Origin of the sequence: Pontibacter silvestris (assembly GCF_020907275.1) — a bacterium.
Taxonomy (GTDB): Bacteria; Bacteroidota; Bacteroidia; order Cytophagales; family Hymenobacteraceae; genus Pontibacter; species Pontibacter silvestris.
On the sequence record NZ_JAJJWI010000009.1, the window covers coordinates 26,164 to 46,318 of the forward strand.

General features: G+C 43.0%; 18 protein-coding genes and 1 pseudogene. 3 read left to right on the plus strand and 16 right to left on the minus strand.

All coding sequences use genetic code 11. The annotated features are described in order from the left end of the window. Window positions 1-3: 3 nt before the first annotated feature. The 7 genes from rimK to cmk form a co-directional block, all read right to left on the minus strand. The gene (gene rimK / locus LN995_RS09800) at window positions 4-906 is read right to left on the minus strand and encodes a 30S ribosomal protein S6--L-glutamate ligase (RefSeq protein WP_229960790.1); all 903 of its coding nucleotides are present in this window, start codon (window positions 904-906) and stop codon (window positions 4-6) included. A gap of 7 nt (window positions 907-913) precedes the next feature. Then, the gene (locus LN995_RS09805) at window positions 914-1,396 is read right to left on the minus strand and encodes an ATP-dependent zinc protease family protein (protein WP_229960792.1); all 483 of its coding nucleotides are present in this window, start codon (window positions 1,394-1,396) and stop codon (window positions 914-916) included. 99 nt (window positions 1,397-1,495) lie between these two features. After that, window positions 1,496-2,704, minus strand: coding sequence for a PQQ-dependent sugar dehydrogenase (locus tag LN995_RS09810; protein ID WP_229960794.1), 1,209 nt, complete (start codon window positions 2,702-2,704; stop codon window positions 1,496-1,498). A 158-nt stretch (window positions 2,705-2,862) separates the two neighbouring features. Beyond that, window positions 2,863-3,672 (minus strand): alpha/beta fold hydrolase, encoded by an 810-nt coding sequence (locus LN995_RS09815; RefSeq protein ID WP_229960796.1) that lies wholly within the window; start codon window positions 3,670-3,672, stop codon window positions 2,863-2,865. A 19-nt stretch (window positions 3,673-3,691) separates the two neighbouring features. Further along, window positions 3,692-4,234, minus strand: a complete 543-nt coding sequence (locus LN995_RS09820) for a DUF502 domain-containing protein (RefSeq protein WP_229960798.1) — start codon at window positions 4,232-4,234, stop codon at window positions 3,692-3,694. 84 nt (window positions 4,235-4,318) lie between these two features. Beyond that, window positions 4,319-5,209 carry a 4-hydroxy-3-methylbut-2-enyl diphosphate reductase gene (locus LN995_RS09825; RefSeq protein ID WP_229960800.1) on the minus strand — a complete coding sequence of 297 codons (891 nt, stop codon included), beginning with the start codon at window positions 5,207-5,209 and terminating at the stop codon, window positions 4,319-4,321. Then, a complete protein-coding gene (cmk, locus tag LN995_RS09830) occupies window positions 5,209-5,910 on the minus strand; it encodes a (d)CMP kinase (protein WP_229960802.1) in 702 nt (233 codons plus the stop codon). The genes LN995_RS09825 and cmk overlap by 1 nt, the downstream gene beginning before the upstream one ends. Window positions 5,911-6,170: 260 nt before the next feature. Here cmk and ade point away from each other — a divergent pair, with 260 nt between their 5' ends. Continuing rightward, window positions 6,171-7,811 carry an adenine deaminase gene (ade, locus tag LN995_RS09835; protein ID WP_229960804.1) on the plus strand — a complete coding sequence of 547 codons (1,641 nt, stop codon included), beginning with the start codon at window positions 6,171-6,173 and terminating at the stop codon, window positions 7,809-7,811. Between the two features lie 85 nt (window positions 7,812-7,896). On the opposite strand, the gene LN995_RS09840 is transcribed toward ade, so the two are convergent. Together LN995_RS09840 and LN995_RS09845 are read right to left on the minus strand one after the other, a co-directional pair. Next, on the minus strand, window positions 7,897-8,337 hold the full coding sequence (locus tag LN995_RS09840) for a response regulator (protein ID WP_229960806.1): 441 nt from the start codon (window positions 8,335-8,337) through the stop codon (window positions 7,897-7,899). Window positions 8,338-8,816: 479 nt separating this feature from the next. After that, window positions 8,817-9,797 (minus strand): annotated as a pseudogene (locus LN995_RS09845) (PLP-dependent cysteine synthase family protein); the annotation flags it as partial. A gap of 247 nt (window positions 9,798-10,044) precedes the next feature. Between LN995_RS09845 and sucD the strand changes: the two are divergent. Continuing rightward, the gene (gene sucD, locus LN995_RS09850; RefSeq protein ID WP_229960808.1) at window positions 10,045-10,935 is read left to right on the plus strand and encodes a succinate--CoA ligase subunit alpha; all 891 of its coding nucleotides are present in this window, start codon (window positions 10,045-10,047) and stop codon (window positions 10,933-10,935) included. A gap of 81 nt (window positions 10,936-11,016) precedes the next feature. Here the strand turns inward: sucD and LN995_RS09855 are convergent, their stop codons facing one another. Beyond that, a complete protein-coding gene (locus tag LN995_RS09855; protein ID WP_229960810.1) occupies window positions 11,017-12,009 on the minus strand; it encodes a Gfo/Idh/MocA family protein in 993 nt (330 codons plus the stop codon). A 93-nt stretch (window positions 12,010-12,102) separates the two neighbouring features. Next, window positions 12,103-13,050, minus strand: a complete 948-nt coding sequence (locus LN995_RS09860; protein WP_229960812.1) for a hydrogen peroxide-inducible genes activator — start codon at window positions 13,048-13,050, stop codon at window positions 12,103-12,105. 169 nt (window positions 13,051-13,219) lie between these two features. Between LN995_RS09860 and LN995_RS09865 the strand changes: the two genes are divergently transcribed. After that, window positions 13,220-13,720, plus strand: coding sequence for a Dps family protein (locus LN995_RS09865; protein WP_229960814.1), 501 nt, complete (start codon window positions 13,220-13,222; stop codon window positions 13,718-13,720). A 268-nt stretch (window positions 13,721-13,988) separates the two neighbouring features. Here LN995_RS09865 and proB read toward each other — a convergent pair whose 3' ends face one another. From proB to pheT, 5 genes are all read right to left on the minus strand, one after another. Beyond that, the gene (proB, locus tag LN995_RS09870) at window positions 13,989-15,077 is read right to left on the minus strand and encodes a glutamate 5-kinase (protein WP_229960816.1); all 1,089 of its coding nucleotides are present in this window, start codon (window positions 15,075-15,077) and stop codon (window positions 13,989-13,991) included. A gap of 143 nt (window positions 15,078-15,220) precedes the next feature. Continuing rightward, window positions 15,221-16,819 carry a ribonuclease Y gene (rny, locus tag LN995_RS09875; protein ID WP_229960819.1) on the minus strand — a complete coding sequence of 533 codons (1,599 nt, stop codon included), beginning with the start codon at window positions 16,817-16,819 and terminating at the stop codon, window positions 15,221-15,223. Between the two features lie 120 nt (window positions 16,820-16,939). Next, on the minus strand, window positions 16,940-17,224 hold the full coding sequence (locus LN995_RS09880) for a cell division protein ZapA (RefSeq protein ID WP_229960821.1): 285 nt from the start codon (window positions 17,222-17,224) through the stop codon (window positions 16,940-16,942). Between the two features lie 99 nt (window positions 17,225-17,323). Continuing rightward, the gene (locus LN995_RS09885) at window positions 17,324-17,620 is read right to left on the minus strand and encodes a hypothetical protein (protein ID WP_229960823.1); all 297 of its coding nucleotides are present in this window, start codon (window positions 17,618-17,620) and stop codon (window positions 17,324-17,326) included. A 4-nt stretch (window positions 17,621-17,624) separates the two neighbouring features. Next, window positions 17,625-20,039: a phenylalanine--tRNA ligase subunit beta gene (pheT, locus tag LN995_RS09890; protein ID WP_229960825.1), complete on the minus strand. Its 2,415-nt coding sequence runs from the start codon at window positions 20,037-20,039 to the stop codon at window positions 17,625-17,627. Between the last annotated feature and the right edge of the window lie 116 nt (window positions 20,040-20,155).

The window sequence follows — 20,155 nt, forward strand, 5'->3', positions numbered from 1 at the left end:
TTATTACTCCTCTACTCCTTTTTTAGGCCTTTTCTGTGCCAACTGCTCTGTATATTCTATGATTTTAGAAGCAATGTCTTTTTGTGTAGCACGTTCAATACCCTCCAAACCTGGTGAAGAGTTCACCTCCAGAATCAAAGGGCCGCGCTTAGACTGCAACATATCAACACCTGCTATTCCCAACCCTAATGATTTGGCAGCTAACAAAGCCGCGGCTTTTTCTTTTCGTGTAAGTTTAATAAGCGATGCATTACCTCCTCGGTGCAGGTTAGAACGGAACTCCCCCTCTTTTCCCTGACGCTTCATGGCTCCTACTACCTCGCCGTTTACAACAAAGGCACGTATGTCGGCGCCTCCAGCCTCCGAAATAAACTCCTGCACTATAATCCGCGCTTTTAAATTATGAAAAGCCTCAATTACCGACTCAGCAGCTTTTTTTGTTTCTGCCAATACCACACCTAAGCCTTGTGTTCCTTCCAGTAACTTTATTACCAATGGAGCACCTCCAACTTCGTTTACCAGCTGTGATGTGTTTTTAGAATAGTTCGTAAAGGCTGTTTTAGGCATACCCAATCCGGCTCGGGAAAGAATCTGAAGGCTGCGCAGCTTATCGCGGGAGCGTAATATAGCTTGTGAACTGACAGCACTTTTTGATTTAGCCATCTGAAACTGACGCACGACAGCAGCACCGTAAAAAGTAACAGAAGCACCTATGCGCGGAATTACCACATCAATATCACTTAAGCGCTTCCCTTTGTAAAGAATATGTGGGTCGCCCTGCTCCATCACCAGGTCGCAACTTAAATGGTCCAGCACTACGGCCTCGTGCCCCCGCTGCTCAGCTGCCTCCACCAGCCGGCGGGTAGAGTATAACTTTGGATTGCGCGAGAGAATGGCTATTTTCATAAAAATCCTATTTCTTCTTTTGTTTTGATTTTGATTTCTGTGCGATGTTTTTACGGCAAACATCGACTATAAACCTACCCTTTAGAAGCTTGCGCCCGATCAGTACCGGGTACTTCATATCGCTACGGTCAGATAAAGAGAACTCTGTCTCTATCTCCTCTTCAAAGAGTTTGATCCTGGTTTTAATTACGTAGCGTTCCTGCACATCGCCGAAGGAATTCTTAATTTCCCGCAGGTCGTACTCCGAAAACTGAAGCTTCTTGTGGTTGTACTGTGGGTGAGAGGGATCCAGCAAATCCAGTTGAATTACCACCGTTCCATCAGGCATAGTTTCCTCATGTATATCGGAACAATGAATAGCAGAGGTATAGGCACCAGTATCTATTTTGGCTTCAATCTCCTCTATATCGAGTTCTGGAAAAGAGACAAGTTCACGCCTCCCGATAAGCATTTTTTCTGACTTTACTTTATTTTGATTTTCCTCTCTCATCAGCAGTTAAGGCTAGTGAAGAAACCAGAAACTACAGCTACTGAACTTTAAAACCCCTTAAGCGCATTAGACCAGTACCTATAGTTTCTAACTCATTAGTTATTTACTATAAGTAATACGGTAGATAGCGTTGTTTTTGTCATCCGACACCAACATAGAGCCATCAGGCATAACAAGTACATCTGCCGGGCGACCCCAATCCTCCTGCCCTTGTAGCCATCCTTCGGCAAAACCTTCATAAGTAGCACCACCATTACCATCAAGCGTAACCAAAGCTATCCGGTAGCCAATCTTTTCAGAACGGTTCCAGGAGCCATGTTCCGCAATAAATATTTTGTTTTTGTACTCTTGCGGAAACATATTGCCTGTGTAGAACTTAAGGCCTAACGATGCACCATGCGGGCTTAGTGTCGTAACTGGCTTTACAAATTCGTTGCAGTTACGCTCATTACCAAACTCCGGGTCTGAGATTGTACCTGCATGGCAGTAAGGATAACCAAAATGCTGGCCTTTCTGTGTTGCACGGTTAAGCTCATCTGCCGGCTGGTTGTCGCCCAGCATATCGCGGCCATTATCGGTAAAGTAAAGTTCTTTAGTTTCGGGATGCCAGGTTAACCCTACAGAGTTACGTACACCCTCTGCATATACCTCCAAACCAGAACCATCGGCGTTCATACGCGTGATAGCGGCATAGATTGGCTTCTCAGGCTTACAGATATTACAAGGAGCTCCTACTGGTACATAAAGTTTACCATCCGGGCCAAAGGCAATATATTTCCAGCCATGGTGAGCATCAGTTGGAAACTTATCGTTTACCACTTCAGGCTGTGGCTTATTCCGGAAGGTCTGCTCTATGTTAGCAAATTTAATAACACGGCTGATTTCAGCTACATACAAGTCTCCGTCTTTTATAGCGACACCATTTGGTGAAGTAAGACCAGAAGCTACCTCTACTACTTCATCTGCTTTGCCATCTCTGTTCTTATCTACAACGGCAAACACCTTATCGTTGCTGCGGGTGCCTACAAAAAGTATTCCTGAAGGACTAAGAGCCATAGAACGGGCATTCTCCACATCTTTGGCATAATAGTCTATCCGGAACCCTTCGGGCATTTTAATTCTTTCCAAGTCCTTATCTATTGGGCCGGTAGGCAGGCTTATGGCCGTATCATCAGTAGCTTGTTCTGTTTCAGTTGGCCCTGTTTTGGTAACATCTTCATTATTGTTATTGCTGCTTTCTGAAGAGCAGCCAACGCTAACGGCAACTAAAGTAAAGAACGAAAGAACAACGTTTAATGGCTTTTTCATATTTAAAGGCTTTATAAGATTACGGGGTTCGAAGTTGCGCATACTTATGGTAAGTAACAACAGGTACTGCTGTATTAACATTAAATTTAAGAGTAGATATACTGTTACTGAAGCACAATGTTTTCAGTTTTGACCAGGACTAGCTTGTAAAGTATTTTTCAGTTACTAAGCCTTTTCTTCTGTTGTAACAGGTCTGCCACGCGCTGCAGCAAATGAGTATGGCCCGTTTTTAACATAATCAGTTCCCCCTTGTCCAGTGACTTTACAAAAGCGCTTACCTGCTTTGGAGAGATAACCCTATCAAACTCACCAAGAAACATAGTAACTGGCACCTGGTGCTTGTTGAGCAACTGTACTATATACCTGATATCAAAGCTTAACTCCCGAAAGCCTATCCAACTTCGGTATACCCGCAGCCGTTTGGAAGTGCTGTCCATTTGATTGTGAACAAAACGGAACAGGCTTTTATGTACCATCTTGTACTTATTCAATGTATTAAGCAGTTTAAAAAGCGGTGCGGGCTTTAGTACTGTTCGCTTAAATAGCTGCTGCAACCAACCTGGGTAAGTGGCAATATTATACCAGAAGCTTGTGCTGATACCATCCGGGGCAATTAAAAAGAGCTCCTCTATCCGATCCGGCACCTTCTCTACTAAGGTTAGCGCAAACTTGCCACCCATGCTAAAGCCCATCAGTGAAAAGCGCTTTACCTTATGTTCTTCCAGAAAGTGAGCAACAATTTCGGCAAGATGCTTTTTAGAAAGTGGCGATTGGTTCTTATGCAATTGGCTGCCCCCATGAAAGAACAAGTCGAAGGCATACATGGTGTAGTCGCTGCCAAGTGCCTTTACCATAGACTGGTAATAGGCGCTGCTTTGCCCATAGCCATGAAAAGCCAACATCACACGGCTCCCATTCCCGATTACTCGGTAGTGCAAACGAGATTTATGGTGCGTAATTTGTGGCAAGTATGTTAATTAGTGATACCTACAATCGAGACACGCCTCCTGAAACAATAAACTTCATTACTTCACTGCTTGGAAGGTCCAGGTAAGTTACGTTTTTCTTAGGCACCAGGAAAAGCTCACCGGAAAAGTTATAAGAGTGCGGAAAATAAACGGCTACTTTATCTTCCAGATTTATGCTTAGCAGTACATCCTGCGTTACAAAGCCCAGCTTATGGTTTTCAGAATCTTCTCCCATTTTTACCATCACAGGCTTATTAAACTTCTGATTATCTCCCATAAAGGCATCAAACAGATCTTTAATACTGGAATAGATAATACTGACAAGTGGTACTTTATGCAAAACACGTTCTGCGATAGTAATAAACGGACGCACAAAGAAAGAGGAACCGATCCAGCCTACCACCGTCAGTAAAAGCACCATCAGCAGGATACCCAACCCCGGGATACCCAGATCGAACAGGCTATCTAGCCAATCAATCACAGCTACCACAATCCAGACGGTAAGAGTAAAGGGGGCTATAATCAAAAGCCCGTTAAGGAAATAGCGGATAAATCGGTTCATATGGTATGTTCACAAAAAAGGCTTTGCCTAAGCAAAGCCTAAATATAGTAATTATGCTTTATATTTAACCATAAGCTATTTACGCTAGGCAACCTCTGTATTCAACTTTTTTATACTGTCAGCAACCTGCTGCATCAGCCACATAGGCGTAGAAGTAGCACCGCAAATACCTACACTGGTAGCATTGGTAAACCATGCTTTCTCCAGCTCCTCTTCGCTTTCTATAAAGTAGCTGTTCGGATTGTGCTGCTTGCATACGCTGTACAAAGCTTTTCCGTTCGAGCTTTTTTTCCCGCTTACAAACACAATTACATCGTGCTCTGCTGAAAACTTTGTTAGCTGCGGCTCCCGATTCGACACCTGCCGGCAAATGCTGTCGTTTGCATCAAAAGCCGGAAGCGTGCTATCCTGGTTTGCCTGCTGCATACGCTCTTCTATCAATGCTTTAATATGATAGAAGCCTTTGGTGCTCTTAGTTGTCTGGCTGAAAAGTGTGACGGGTTTCCTGAAGTCTATCTTTGCCAGATCTTCTTCCGTAGTTACAATAATTGCTTCGCCACGCGTCTGCCCAGCCAAACCAATTACTTCCGCATGCCCCTGCTGCCCGTAAATAACAATCTGGCCGTCTTCATTCTTGGTAGAATCAAAAGCATGTTTCACCCGGTTTTGCAGCTTCAGCACAACCGGACAGGAAGCATCTATCAGTTCAATGTTATTTTCCAAAGCAAGCTTATACGTTTCTGGGGGCTCACCGTGTGCTCTGATCAGGACTTTACAGTCGCGCAGTTCCTGCAGCTGATCGCGGTCTATAATTCGAAGCCCTTTTTCATAAAGGCGCTTCACTTCCATACCATTATGCACAATATCGCCAAGGCAGTAGAGTTCCTTGCAATTCTCCATTTCATCCTCAGCCATTTGTATGGCGAATTCCACGCCAAAACAATAGCCAGAGTTTTTATCTATGGTTACGTTCATCACTTTGCTTCAATATTTTCTTTCTCAAACATAGCTGAGGCAGTTTTATTTAATACAAACTCTACCTGTTCTTCTATTACCATGTGTGAGGTATCCAGTAAATGAGCATCCTCTGCCTGTCGCAGCGGGCTTTCTGTTCTGGTTGAATCTATTTTATCCCGCTTTTCCAGGTTTTCTCTAATCTCGTCCAGGTTTACTAATTGCTTCTTTTCGAGTAGCTCCTGCTGCCGCCTTTTGGCACGGGTGTTTACATCGGCTGTCATAAAAATTTTCACCTCCGCATCCGGGAATACAGCTGTGCCTATGTCACGGCCATCCATTACTACGCCGCGCTTCTTGCCCATGTTCTGTTGTTGTGCCACCATTGCTTTTCGCACCTCTGGTATTACACTTACCTCGCTCACATTATTAGAGATATACATCTTCCTGATCTCATCTTCCACATTAAGACCATTTAGAAAAACTTCGTTTCTCTTAGCCTTAGGATTATAGTGGAAAGATATCTCGATATTATCGAGTGCTTTTTGAATCTCTTTTGGGTTGGTTAGCGAAATATGGTTCTGAAGAAAATACAACGTAACCGCTCTATACATGGCACCAGTATCAATGTAGGCGTACCCAAGTTCAGCAGCCACCAGTTTTGCAGTCGTACTTTTACCGCACGAGGAGTAGCCGTCGATAGCAATCACGATTTTCTTCATAACAAGCAGAATAGGAATTAATTTGAATCGCAAGGGCAAGGCAGTTTACCGCGCTTAGCCTTTCTCTTAAGTGAAGCAGTCTTTTTTTGCTGTGGTGTTTTAGCAGTACACCCCTCCAGGGCAGAACCTGTAACCAAAAAGCACGCTAAAACAAGGTATGAAACTATCTTTCTCAAAATGACTGTATTTAATGCAAATATAAAGTAATTTACGGGTTCAAGCCCAAACCAATACAATTTATCTGAACAAAACATACGAACATGCACACAGACTTTACCGTTAGCGGCCGTATTATAGACCTACACCAGCAAGAAATTTATGAAGGTACTGTTCATGTCACCAACGGACAGATTTCTAAAATAGTTCGTGAGGTAACTGAAAGCCAAAAGTATATTCTACCGGGTTTTATAGATGCTCATGTGCATGTAGAGAGCTCTATGCTTGTGCCTTGTGAGTTTGCCCGGCTGGCTGTTGTGCATGGTACTGTAACCACTGTTTCGGACCCACACGAAATAGGAAATGTGTTAGGCATAAAAGGTGTAGAGTACATGATAGAGAACGGAAATAAAGTACCATTTAAGTTTTACTTTGGTGCCCCCTCTTGTGTACCTGCCACTCCTTTTGAAACTGCCGGAGCCGAAATAACAGCTGCCGATATTGAAAAGCTTTTCCAGCGGAAAGAAATAAAGTACCTCGCTGAAATGATGAACTGGCCAGGCGTACTAAACCGTGATGCTAGTGTAATGGAGAAAATTGAACTGGCGAAAAAATACGGCAAGACAGTAGATGGGCATGCACCTGGTTTAAGAGGAGAGCAAGCGCTGTTATATGCCTCTGCGGGCATTTCCACAGACCACGAATGTTTTACTGCTGAAGAGGCCCTGGATAAATTGGCTGCAGGAATGAAAATATTGATACGTGAAGGCAGTGCAGCTAAAAACTTTGAGGCGCTAATTCCTCTGCTAGCTGATTACCCGGACGATATTATGTTCTGCTCTGATGACAAACACCCTGACAACTTGGTAGAAGGGCACATAAACCTGCTGGTAAAACGAGCCTTAGCCAAAGGACACGGCCTGTTTCATGTGTTGAAAGCAGCCTGTAAAAACCCGATAGATCATTTTAAACTGGATGTAGGCCTGTTGCAGCAAAATGATCCTGCCGACTTTATAGTAGTGGACAATCTTGATGACTTTAACATACTGAAGACTTACATTAACGGAGAACTAGTAGCAGCGCAAGGCAGAACTAACATTCCTTTTACGCCAAGCGAAAAAATAAACAACTTTAACACAGCACCTAAAGCTCCTGAACAATTTGCCATTGCAGCAGACAAGGCAACTCAGATAAGAGTCATAGAAACCTTCGACGGGCAACTGATCACCAAAGAACAATGGGCCACACCTAAAATTGAGAATGGGTTTATAGTTTCTGACACAGCACAAGACGTGCTGAAGCTAACTGTGGTGAACCGGTATGAAAATGCAGAACCTGCCGTAGCTTTTATCAAGAATGTCGGCTTAAAACGTGGTGCCATTGCTTCTTCAGTAGGGCATGATTCGCATAATATTATTGCCGTAGGAGCAGATGATGAAAGCATTGCCAAAGCTGTTAACCTGATTATTGGTGCTAAAGGAGGCGTAGCAGCCGTTGATGGAACCGTTGAGCAGCTGTTGCCTTTACCAGTAGCAGGCATTATGTCGGCTGAGGACGGTTATAAAGTGGCCAACGCCTATTCAGCAATTGACAAAATGAGCAAAGATATGGGCAGCACCTTGGCATCCCCGTTCATGACGCTTTCTTTTATGGCTTTGCTGGTAATTCCGTCACTTAAGTTAAGTGATAAAGGATTGTTTAACGGAGATGTTTTTCAATTTGTATCTGTAGCAGAGGCTAGATAAGACATAAGCCTTTTGCCTTACAACTATAAACACAAAAGCGGATGCTGTTATTTGGCATCCGCTTTTGTGTTTATAGTTGTGTACTCTATTCCTGATCAGCTTTGCCTTCAGGAAAATATTTTTCCAGCAAGGCACTTACTTTCTCTGATGTAAGAGGTTTTGTTAAATACTCAGCAGCATATTTTTTGGAATTGGCTGTATCCTGAGGGTGTGTAGAGGTAGTCAACACAGCCATCACGATTCCCTTCCTGAAATCATTATTAAGACGTTCATATAAATCAAGCATCTCGAAACCGTCCATCACTGGCATGTTAATATCTAAAAAGATTAACTCCGGGTGAAAGTAGTTTTTGTTTGATTCTTCATAATTATCGTTACTTACGTTATACAAATAATCAAACGCCTGCTTGCCATTCACAAACGTGCGGATGTTTTCAGTCACGTCCATCCTGTCAAGCAGTCTCTGGTTTAAAAAGTTTGTAGTGTCATCGTCATCTATAAGCAAGACACCTTTTAATTTTCTCATTCTGTACTCCTATCTCAAACTCTAAACATATACGGAGGAAGCAGCCTCATAAGTTATATTGCAAAGAACACAACTTTGCATAAAATTTATAAATATTTCCTCTACGGATTTTACCCTATAAGCATTCTCTTAATATAATTACTTATTTAGTAACCCTTTACAAGCTACATTAAAGGAAGCAGCACCTCTATTTAACTGTATAAATTTGCACACAAAGCTATATATAATTTTTATTTATTATATAGGAAAATCTAATATATTATGCAACCTCAACACCATTATTAATCAGCGTGTTACAACAAAAATCACACAAAAGACACTACATAATAATTAAATTCTAAAACTATAAGATCTTCTCTTTCTTGTTTAGCCTTGCAGATGATGCTCAGCCTTAACATCATAAAATTCATAAACCAAAGAAAGCTGCCTCATTTTCTGAAACAGCTTTCTTTGAAAAAGTTTGCTACCATCCTTAATTAATCAATGTATCCTTTAGATCGCATCCAGTCATCATTGTATATCTTATTAAGATAACGGGTACCGTGGTCAGCCAACAGCACCACCATCATATCATCTTTTGTCAGGTGCTCTTTGGCGTATTCTAAAGCTCCATGCACAGCAGAGCCGCTCGACCAGCCAACAAAGAGGCCTTCTTCCCGGGCTAGCCTTCGGGTCATAAGAGCGCCATCTTTATCAGAGACTTTGATAAAAGTATCAATGAGGTCGAAGTTTACGTTCTTCGGTAAAATATCTTCCCCTATACCTTCTGTGGCATAAGGGTAAATCTCATTCTTATCAAAAACACCTGTCTCCTTGTACTTTTTAAACACAGAGCCATAGGTATCGATTCCAACTGTTTTGATATTGGGGTTTTGCTCTTTCAGAAAGCCTGAGATACCGGACACAGTACCGCCAGTACCCACACCTGTTGCAAAATAAGTTATCTCGCCATTGGTCTGGTCCCATATTTCCGGCCCTGTAGATTCGTAGTGCGCTGCCGTATTAGACATATTATCGTACTGATTAGGGTAGAACGAGTTCGGAATTTCCTGGTTCAGTTTCCTGGCGACAGAATAATAAGACTCAGGGTCGTCAGACTCCACATCCGTAGGACAAACAATAACTTCAGCCCCTACCGCTTTTAGAATATTTATTTTCTCCTGCCCTTGCTTATCTGTTAGGGTAAAAATACACCTGTACCCTTTAGCAATGGCTGCCAGCGCTAAGCCCATGCCCGTGTTGCCGGATGTTCCTTCTATAATTGTTCCGCCGGGCTTCAGAATACCTGCTTTTTCAGCATCTTCAATCATTCTGAGAGCCATCCGGTCTTTTACTGAATTACCAGGATTCATATATTCCACTTTGGCAAGCACGGTAGCTTCTAAGCCTTTCGTTACACTGTTCAGTTTCACCAAAGGAGTGTTTCCGATAGCCTCGGTAATATGGTTCAGGTACTTCATTTTTATTATCTAAAGGTTTTAATGTAAAGGTACATATATTAAATCACTCTCTTAAGCTTACGTACAATAACGTTCCTAAGGCAATTGTAATCCTTAATCAACAGTAAAAATAGACACAACAAGATTCTGCCTGCATTTGTAAGGTAACTATATTAGGGATAACTATTTTTTGCATGGCCCACAAAAAAGCCTATTTTTGCACTAACCTTAAGTTAGAGTGTCTATACATCAACTAAATAACATACACATGAGTGTTTTAGTAAATAAAGATTCGAAAGTGATCGTGCAGGGCTTTACCGGCTCGGAAGGTACTTTCCACGCACAGCAGATGATTGAGTACGGCACAAACGTTGTTGGTGGCGTAACTCCAGGCAAAGGTGGACAAACTCACCTCGACCGCCCGGTATTTAATACTGTAGCAGATGCTGTAAAAGAAACTGGTGCCGATGTATCCATCATTTTTGTGCCACCTGCCTTCGCTGCCGATTCTATTATGGAAGCTGCCGGATCAGGTATTAAAGTAATTATTGCTATTACAGAGGGTATTCCTGTAAAAGACATGATTACAGCGAAAAACTTCCTGAAAGATAAAGATGTTACACTCATCGGACCGAACTGCCCAGGTGTAATTACGCCAGGTGAGGCGAAAGTAGGTATTATGCCGGGTTTCGTGTTCAAATCAGGCAGAATCGGTATCGTTTCTAAGTCTGGAACGCTTACTTATGAGGCAGCCGACCAGATTGTGAAAGCTGGCTTAGGTATCTCTACAGCTATTGGTATCGGTGGTGACCCTATTATTGGCACGCCAACTAAAGATGCGGTTGAGTTACTGATGCACGACCCTGAGACTGATGCTATTGTAATGATAGGTGAGATTGGTGGTAACTATGAGGCTGTTGCTTCTGAATATATCAAATCAACTGGTAACAAGAAACCTGTTGTAGGCTTTATCGCAGGCCAGACAGCACCTCCAGGACGCCGTATGGGTCACGCTGGTGCTATTATTGGCGGTGCTGACGATACTGCTGCTGCTAAAATGAAAATTATGCGTGAGTCTGGTATTCATGTAGTAGAGTCTCCGGCAACAATAGGTGAGGCTATGGTAAAAGCACTGCAAGAAGCTGGCATCAACGCTTAAGCTTAATAAAAGCTATAAAACAAGAAAGGCAGCCTTTAAGGCTGCCTTTCTTGTTTTATACTACAGCACAGTTGAACCTATCTATTCCTCACTCTTCTGCTTACGCCCTGCTATCTGGTCCATCACCCAAGCTGTACGTGCCGCTGATATGCCTGTACTAGGGCTTTTACCTTGGCCAGTCAGTTCATTTACTATAGTTTGTATGAGCGGCTGTTGCACATGGGCAGGAGGTGGCAGTGTGAATTTCTTTAGGCCCTTCGCTGTCTCCAGCACCACGGGGGCATTAGAGAAGGAAGGAAAAGTTATCTTACCTAAGCTACCAACTATTTCAATGCAATCAGTTTGTTGTGCCTTGGCAACATTAAAGCACCAAACACCACTGCCCAAGGCCCCGGTCTGGAATCTAAACTGCCCTGTCACAATGTCTTCGGCAGTATATAAGCCCATTTGGTTTGCTACCTGGCCAGACGCAGAGACAATTGGGCATAAAATATAATCCAGAAAATCTAGCTGGTGCGATGCTAAGTCAAAAAATAAGCCTCCTCCTGAAACCTCTGGTCTTACACGCCAGGGTAGATTTTCCTTGTCCAGACCTTGTTTAGAAGGCTGGTACAACCGGATATTCACAAAGCGGACTTCACCAACAGTTCCGCTAGCTATTAGCTCCTTTACTTTCAGAAACGCGGGGAGGCATCTGCGGTAATAGGCTACAAAAAGAGGTACCTGTGCCTGCTGGCAGGCTGCTATCATTTTCTGGCACTGGGCATGCGTTAGTGCCATAGGTTTTTCAACATACACTGGCTTACCTGCCGCTGCTACTTGTAGCACATAGTCTGCGTGTGAGTTGGGAGGAGTCGCAACATACACAGCATCTACATTAGGGTCCTGAATCAGTTCTTGTGCGTTATTGTACCACTTGGATACCCGGTGCCGCTGAGCGTAGTCCCTAGCCTTTTCAGCATCACGACGCATAACCGCTACCAGTTGTGAGTTTGCAACTTTCTGAAAAGCCGGGCCACTTTTAACTTCCGTTACATCGCCGCAGCCGATTATTCCCCAACGTACTGTTTGCATATTCTCCTGTTAAAGCACAGGTATGAAGTTAGCAGGAATAACATCAAAATCAACAATATATAGCTAAAAATTCCTATAGCTGCAAAAATCGCTTTAGCTCTTAATGGTAATCACCTGTTCTTTCTTTCTTTCACGAATAGCGGCCGGCACAGAAGCGATAATTTCTTCTTTTAATGCCTCTACCAGCTTTTTCTTTAGAAAGCTGCGGTGTACTGCTAAACTAACTTCGCGTTGTGGCTGTGGATGCTGAAACGGGTGCACCAGTTTCAGCTTTTCGTCAGCTATCTCCATTACAGACAACTCTGGTAAAAGCGTCAGGCCGTGTTGTGTTTCCACAATACGCTTTAGTGTTTCCAAAGAACCGCTCTTGTAGTCGAAGTAGCCACCTTCTTCACTCCGGGCTACACCTCCCCTGTTACATATATTCAGCACTTGGCTCCGGAAGCAATGCCCTTCATTTAGCACCCACATATCTTCTACATCCAGCTCGCTTGCACTGATGGTTTCATTTTTCGCTAATGGGTGATTAGGGTTGATATAAGCAACAAAAGACTCATAAAACAAAGGCAGTTCTCTTATGCTTTTATCTTCTAATGGTGTTACCAGTAAGCCTACATCAATCAGTTCGTGGTTTAGCTTCTCTACAATCTGCTCTGTAAGCAACTCCTGCACCACCACCCGCACCAACGGATACTTCTGCATAAACCCTGTGATAAAAAGCGGAATCAGGTAAGGGGCAAGCGTAGGAATAACTCCAATGCGAAGCTCACCCGAAAGCTCCTGCTTCTGGTTGTGCACAATCTCCTGTAACTTTTTTGATTCTGCCAGCACAATGCGTGCCTGCGTGATAATCTCTTTCCCTATTTCTGTTGGTCGCACAGGCACACGGCTTCTGTCGAACAGTTGCACTCCTAACTCCTCCTCCAGCTTCTGTAACTGCATGCTGAGGGTAGGCTGTGTTACAAAGCAATGTTCTGCAGCTGTGGCAAAATGCCTGTGAGTGTCTACTGCAACTAAATACTCCAGTTGTACAAGTGTCATAAGCTAAATAAATTATACTTTAACAAAACTTAAGCAGACGTATCTTATCTCCCTAATAGAATAAACAACCTCTATTTCAACACTGCAAGTTATAGTTTTAATCTATATATTCATAAACATAATCAATTTGATATATACAACTTATACAACGACCTTTGTAACGAAGCTTATGAACAAAAACAAAATAAAACGCGAAATGAACAAACTAAATAATATAGGACTGCAGAAACAAGACAGCCAGCAAATTGCAGAGCAGCTTAATGAACTATTGGCTAACTACCATTTATACTATCAGAACCTGAGAGGCTTCCACTGGAATGTTAAAGGTGTTTACTTCTTCCAGCTACACGACAAGTTCGAAGAGCTTTACAATAATGCTTTAAGTAAAATTGACGCAATTGCAGAGCGAATTCTAACTATTGGCCAGCAACCATTACACACTTTCTCTGACTACATTGTGAATTCTACCATTAAAGAAGCAGGTAAGTTGAATGATGGCCTGGAAATGGTTAAAGCTACTTACGATAGCCTGACCGTACTGCTGAACTTTGAACGCGATATACTTTCGTTAGCTGCTGAAACAGGCGACGAAGGTACTGTAACACTTATCAGCGATGACATTAACGAAAACGAGAAGACACTCTGGATGCTAAAAGCTTTCCTGAGCTAATTCCTGAAATATAGATAAGATTATTGTGGTTTAGTTGTGAGTGAAAAAGGCATAGCGGCGGAAGTTTAAGCATAATGCTCCGCCGCTTTTACCTTACCTAAATTGTTACAACTTTCCCCTGAAATGCTATTGAATATGGTGATAGCATCATATTTTAAAATAATACAGCTTAATTATATATAACTAAAGCGTCTGCAGTTGTTGCAGGCGCTTTTTTAATTTATAGGTGCACTCTTTGCAAACTCTATTAACCCGAGAGACGATAAACTCAGGAAATCTCCGGGCTTAGAAACAAGTAATCGTAATGTACTAAGGGCTTCTGGTTCTTCTGCCCGATACGCTCCTGTGCTTTTTCTGAACTGTATTCCGCTATGCCTAAGCCTACCAGCTTCTCATTTTGATCCAACAGTTTAATAATATCACCCTTCTGAAATTGCCCTAATACCCTTACAACCCCAATAGGAAGCAGGCTTGTAGCTTTTGTTGAACAAAGCGCGGCTTGTGCACCTTCATTAATCTGTACCTTTCCTTTTGCATAATTCCCGGAGTGGGCAATCCATTTTATTTTACCGGATACTGCTTTATGAGGAATAAACTTTGTATTAATAACTTCTTCACTTAACAATCTGGTAAGAACATTTTCTGTCTTGCCATTCGCAATATGAACGGCTATCCCCAATTGTGCAACTTTCCGGGCCATATGGCTTTTGGTAAGCATACCGCCCCGGCCAAACTGCGAGCGCTGCGTACTTATAAAAGCCGACAAACCTGTTACCACATAGTCAATCTCCTCTATAACTTTTGAGGCCTCGTCTTTAGGGTTACCATCATAAATACCATCCACATTAGAGAGAATAATCAAAGCATCGGCATTAAGCATAGACGCGACCAAACCTGCCAATTCATCGTTATCGGTGAACATAAGCTCAGTGACCGAAATAACATCGTTTTCATTTACAACAGGTACTACATTGTTCTGTAGCAGAATCTGGAAGCAGTTTTTCATGTTCAGGTAATGCAGCCTGTCACGGAAGTCTTCTTTTGTGACCAGTACCTGTGCACATGTTAGCTCATGCTCATTAAAAAGCTCTGCATAAGTATTAATCAGCTTTACCTGCCCTACAGAAGCCAATAGTTGTCTGGTAGCCACCGCATCAAACTTGTCAGAGACCGTAATTAAACTTCTTCCAGAGGCTACAGCACCTGAAGACACCAGAATAACTTCTTTCCCTTGCTTTTTTATTTCAGCAATCTGCTCAACCAGGTGCTGCATTCTGGCCTTATCAGGCATGCCATTATCTTGCGTCAAAACGTTAGAACCAATTTTGATTACAATTCTTTGATAGGATAGCGCCATTACTGTTTATATAGTACAAGCCCAATTTAGCGTAAAAGTTTTAAAAAGATAATGTTGGATATGCTAATTATGCAAGGCTATAAAAACAAAGTCGCCTGCCACAAAATGCAGCAGACGACTTAACCTTAATTAATTATCAGTACTTACTTAGCGTAGCTAATAGCGCGCATCTCCCGGATAACCGTAATCTTAATCTGTCCAGGGTACTGCATCTCTTTCTCTATTTTCTGAGAGATATCAAATGAAAGCTGTGCGGCTTTCTCATCAGTTACATTGTCAGCATCAACCATTACACGCAGTTCACGTCCGGCCTGTATGGCATAGCAGTGGTTCACACCATCAAAAGAAACAGCTGCCTCTTCCAGTTCTTTCAAACGCTTAATGTACGATTCCATTATCTCACGACGGGCACCTGGTCGGGAACCGGAAATAGCGTCACAGGCCTGTACCAGAGGAGACACCATGGCAGTCATTTCAACTTCATCGTGGTGGGCACCTATGGCATTGCACACATCCGGATGCTCTTTATACTTCTTGGCCAGCTCCATACCAATAATGGCGTGTGGCAGCTCCGGCTCATCCGGCGTTACTTTACCAATATCGTGTAGCAGACCAGCACGTTTAGCGTGTTTTACGTTCAGGCCTAGTTCGGCAGCCATAGTCGCACAAAGGTTAGCTACCTCACGGGAGTGCTGCAAAAGATTCTGTCCATAAGAAGAACGGAAACGCATACGCCCCACCATTTTAATGAGTTCCGGGTGCAGACCATGCACACCAAGGTCTATCGCAGTACGCTCTCCAATTTCAATAATCTCTTCTTCAATGTTCTTGCGGGTTTTGGTTACCACCTCCTCAATACGGGCAGGGTGAATACGACCGTCAGCAACCAGGCGGTGCAGCGACAGACGGGCAATTTCACGGCGTACAGGGTCAAAACCAGAGATAATAATAGCCTCAGGCGTATCATCCACAATAATTTCTACACCAGTAGCAGCTTCTAAAGCACGAATATTACGGCCTTCACGCCCAATAATTTTACCTTTAATGTCGTCACTTTCAATGTTAAAGACAGACACGCAGTTTTCAATAGCATGTTCCGCAGCCGTACGCTGTATGGTCTCAATAACAATTTTCTTCGCTTCTTTTGTAGCCGTAAGTTTAGCTTGTGCTACAATGTCTTTAATGTGAGAAGATGCTCTGGTTTGGGCCTCATTTTTAAGGGCTTCTACCATTTGTTCGCGGGCCTCTGCGGCAGTTAAACCAGCAATTTTTTCTAGCTGGGTTACTACTTCTTTATGCTGTTGCTCTACTTCTTCTTTGCGCTTCTTTAAATGCTCCAGCTGGATATTCAGGTGCTCCTTTTCCTTATCCAGTTGTGCTGTCAGTTGCTCCTTCTCTTTGTCCAGTTCAGCTTCGCGTCGCTTTGTCTGCTCCATTTGCTTGGCGACATTCTGCTCACGCTGCTTTACCTTGTTCTCGTTCTGAATAATGATGTTCTTTTTCTTATTCACATCTTCTTCAAACTCCGACTTCAGCCTCAGGTATTTCTCCTTTGCTTCCAGGATACGGTCTTTCTTAATGCTCTCGGCATTAAGCTCGGCTTCCCGTATAATGGCCTGCGCCTTCTGCTGGGCGGCCTCTTCCTGCTGCTTATACACTTTCTGCAGCAGGACACGCCCTATGTATACGCCCACTCCGAGCGCCACAATGGCCGTTAATAAAATGTAAAGAATATCGGGCATAACTATACAGCTTTTATATGGTTTATAAAACGTATAGCAGCACCTGCATCAGACAGGAATCTTGCTTATAGCCCAACGAAAGTATAGAAAGGTTTACAACGCTGTCGCTGTGCCAGATTTCTACTTAACCGACGATAAGAGTTCATCTAGTACATTAAGCTGTTCGCCTACATCAGAAAGATGAGATGATTTCTCCTCCTCCAGCTTAAGTTTCTCAACCATGGTTTCAAAAGCAACCAGGGCTAGTAAATCTTGCTTGTCTTGTAAGCCAAACTGATCTTTATAAAAGCGCAAGCGCTCGTTCAGTATCTTGCCAACAGCTCTAAGTCTTTCTTCCTCCTCTTCCTTTACCCGCATCGGATACTCGCGTTCCGCGATGCGAATTTTTATAGATAATTCACCCATCCGTTGCGTAGTTTATAGGTTCTAGTGTCTGTTTCCTGGTTCAGGTCATGCTTTAGCTACCTTGCGGGTAACTACAAGTTTGTTTTCATAAACTTTAGCTTAATCCTGTAAGTAAGCAATACACTTTTCGATTTCTCGGATATATTCGTTTAACTTAAGCTTTAACTCTGTCGAATTTGCAGTGTTTCCTGCTATCGTGTCTACAATTTTAACAATATTCTCCTGATTTTGAAAATTTTTTATTTGCTGATCTTTCTCTTCTACCAGGGATTCCAGAAATTTCACCTCTTCCTGCGCCTGCGATAGCTGCTGCTGCACATCAGCATAGCGGCTTACGAGCTTTCTCAGCTTGTCTTCAATTTGCTGGAGTTGTTTTAATTGCTTGTCTTTTGGCATAACACTATTTGCGGATAAAAGCTCCCAATTGTTTCTCGAATTGTTGCATCAGGCGATTCATGGTATTGTCTATCACCTTATCAGTCAGGGTTTGCTGCTTATCCAGCAACGTAAAGCTTAGAGCATAGGCTTTTTTGCCTGCTTCTATCTTGTCCCCTTCGTACACGTCAAACACATTTACGTCTTGCAGCAGTTTACGCTCTGTACGGAGAGCAACTTGCCTTACCTGGTCAAATGTAACATTTTTGTCCAGTACCAGTGACAGGTCACGGCGCACTTCCGGGAACTTAGGTAACTCTTCAGCTACTAAATTGATTTTATACTTCTTCAGCAGATAGTCCCAGTTCAGCTCAGCATACCATACCTGCTCTTTGATTTCCATGAAACGGGTAACAGCTGTATTTAAGACACCTACCTGTGCTATAACAGTACCATTTTTTATGTAGGCGACCCCCTGGCCCATAAAGTTGTTCTGCTCCAGTGCCTGCACCTCAAAGTCTGCGCCTAACTTACGCAGCACGTTCTGCACTGTACCAGCGAGATCATGGAAAGCTACTTTGTTGCTTGGCTGCTTCCAGCTTTCGGCTGTTACATTTCCTACCATAAACAACGACAGCTTCGTACTTTCCTTATACTTATCCTCTACCAGCTCATATACTTTGCCCAATTCAAATAGCTTCAGGTCTTTCTGACGGCGGTTAATGTTGCGGCGTAATACTTCCAGCCCAGAAAATACCATAGACTTACGCAGCACATTAAGGTCTTCGGAGTTATAGTTTACGATATGCACTAACCCAGCTGTTTCAGCCTCACCTGCCTGCTCATAATATTTTGAGTTGGTTATAGAGTTAGTGATAATCTCATGGAAACCATTGGCTGAAACGTAATCCAGTAATGTTTGTGTGATGTGCTCCGGATCTGGTTTCGGAAATTTGGCCAGGTAAGTAGTAGCCAAATTCTCATTCATTTCAATGTTATTGAAACCATAAATACGGAGAATCTCTTCCACCACATCGGCTTCACGCTTTACATCTACTTTGAACGGCGGCACCGACAGCGACAAACTTATATCTGTTACTGCTGTAATCTCAATGCCTAGATCTGTAAGAATGTTTTTTATACGCTCAGCACCAATTTCTTTCCCTATCAGGCGTTGTGCACGGTCTATGCTTAGCTCTAACTCAAAGTTCTGAATTGGCTCAGGGTATGCATCTACTATTTCGGATGCTATTTCTCCTCCGGCTACTTCCTGCATCAGAAGTGCCGCACGCTTCAATGCATAGATCACAATGTTAGGATCTGTGCCACGCTCAAAACGGAAAGATGCATCTGTTTTAAGGCCATGCACCATGCCGGTTCGGCGTACATAGTCTGGCGAGAAGTAAGCACTTTCAATAAAAACAGTAGTTGTTTCGTCTGTTACACCAGATGTTTTTCCACCAAACACACCCGCCAGCGCCATTGGCTCTTCTGCATTACAAATAACCAGGTCTGTGGCTTTCAGCTTACGCTCCACGCCATCTAAAGTAACAAAAGTAGTACCCTCGGCAGCAGTTTTAACTACAATCTTTCCACCTGTTATTTTATCTGCATCAAAAGCATGTAATGGCTGCCCTAACTCGTGCAGTACAAAGTTGGTAACGTCCACAATGTTATTGATAGGCGAAAGGCCAATAGCACGTAAACGCTTCTGCATCCACTCCGGCGATGGCCCCACTTTAACACCTGAAACAGTTATACCGGCATAACGTGGGCAAGCTTCTGTGTTCTCTACTTCTACTGAAACAGGCTTTGATGTATTCTCAATTTTGAAAGTCTCTACCGATGGCAGCACAACTTTAGCATTCAGCAATGCCTGCAGGTCGCGGGCTACACCATAATGTGAGGCAGCATCGGCACGGTTTGGGGTCAGGCCTATTTCAAATACTTTATCTGAGCTCATGCCAAAGAATTCAGCAGCGGGTGTACCGTTTGCTAGATCTGTATCCAGCACCATAATACCTGCATGAGAGATACCGATACCAATTTCATCTTCGGCACAGATCATACCTTCCGATACGGCTCCTCTTATTTTCGACTTTTTGATTTTAAAAGCCTCTCCACCTGTTGGATATAATGTACTGTTTACCGTAGCTACCACTACTTTTTGCCCGGCAGCTACGTTTGGCGCACCACACACAATCTGGCTTGGTGTACCGTTACCGATGTCCACAGTTGTAATGTTCAGGCGGTCAGCATCCGGGTGGCGCTCACACGTAAGTACTTCCCCTATCACAATGCCTTCTAAGCCACCTTGAACTACATCAAAAGTATGAATGCCCTCTACCTCCAGGCCTGCGCCTGTCAGCAAAGCTCCTACTTCCTCAGTCGGTTTGTTTATATCTATCAGTTGTTTCAGCCAGTCGAATGAAATCAGCATGTTTATTTTTGTTGATTTTAAAGTACAGCACCTATTTCAGGCACCATTATTCTCCAAAATTAAGAATTAAATTTATAGCAGACACAAGTATAAGGCGCAAGGCTTTGTTTAATTAC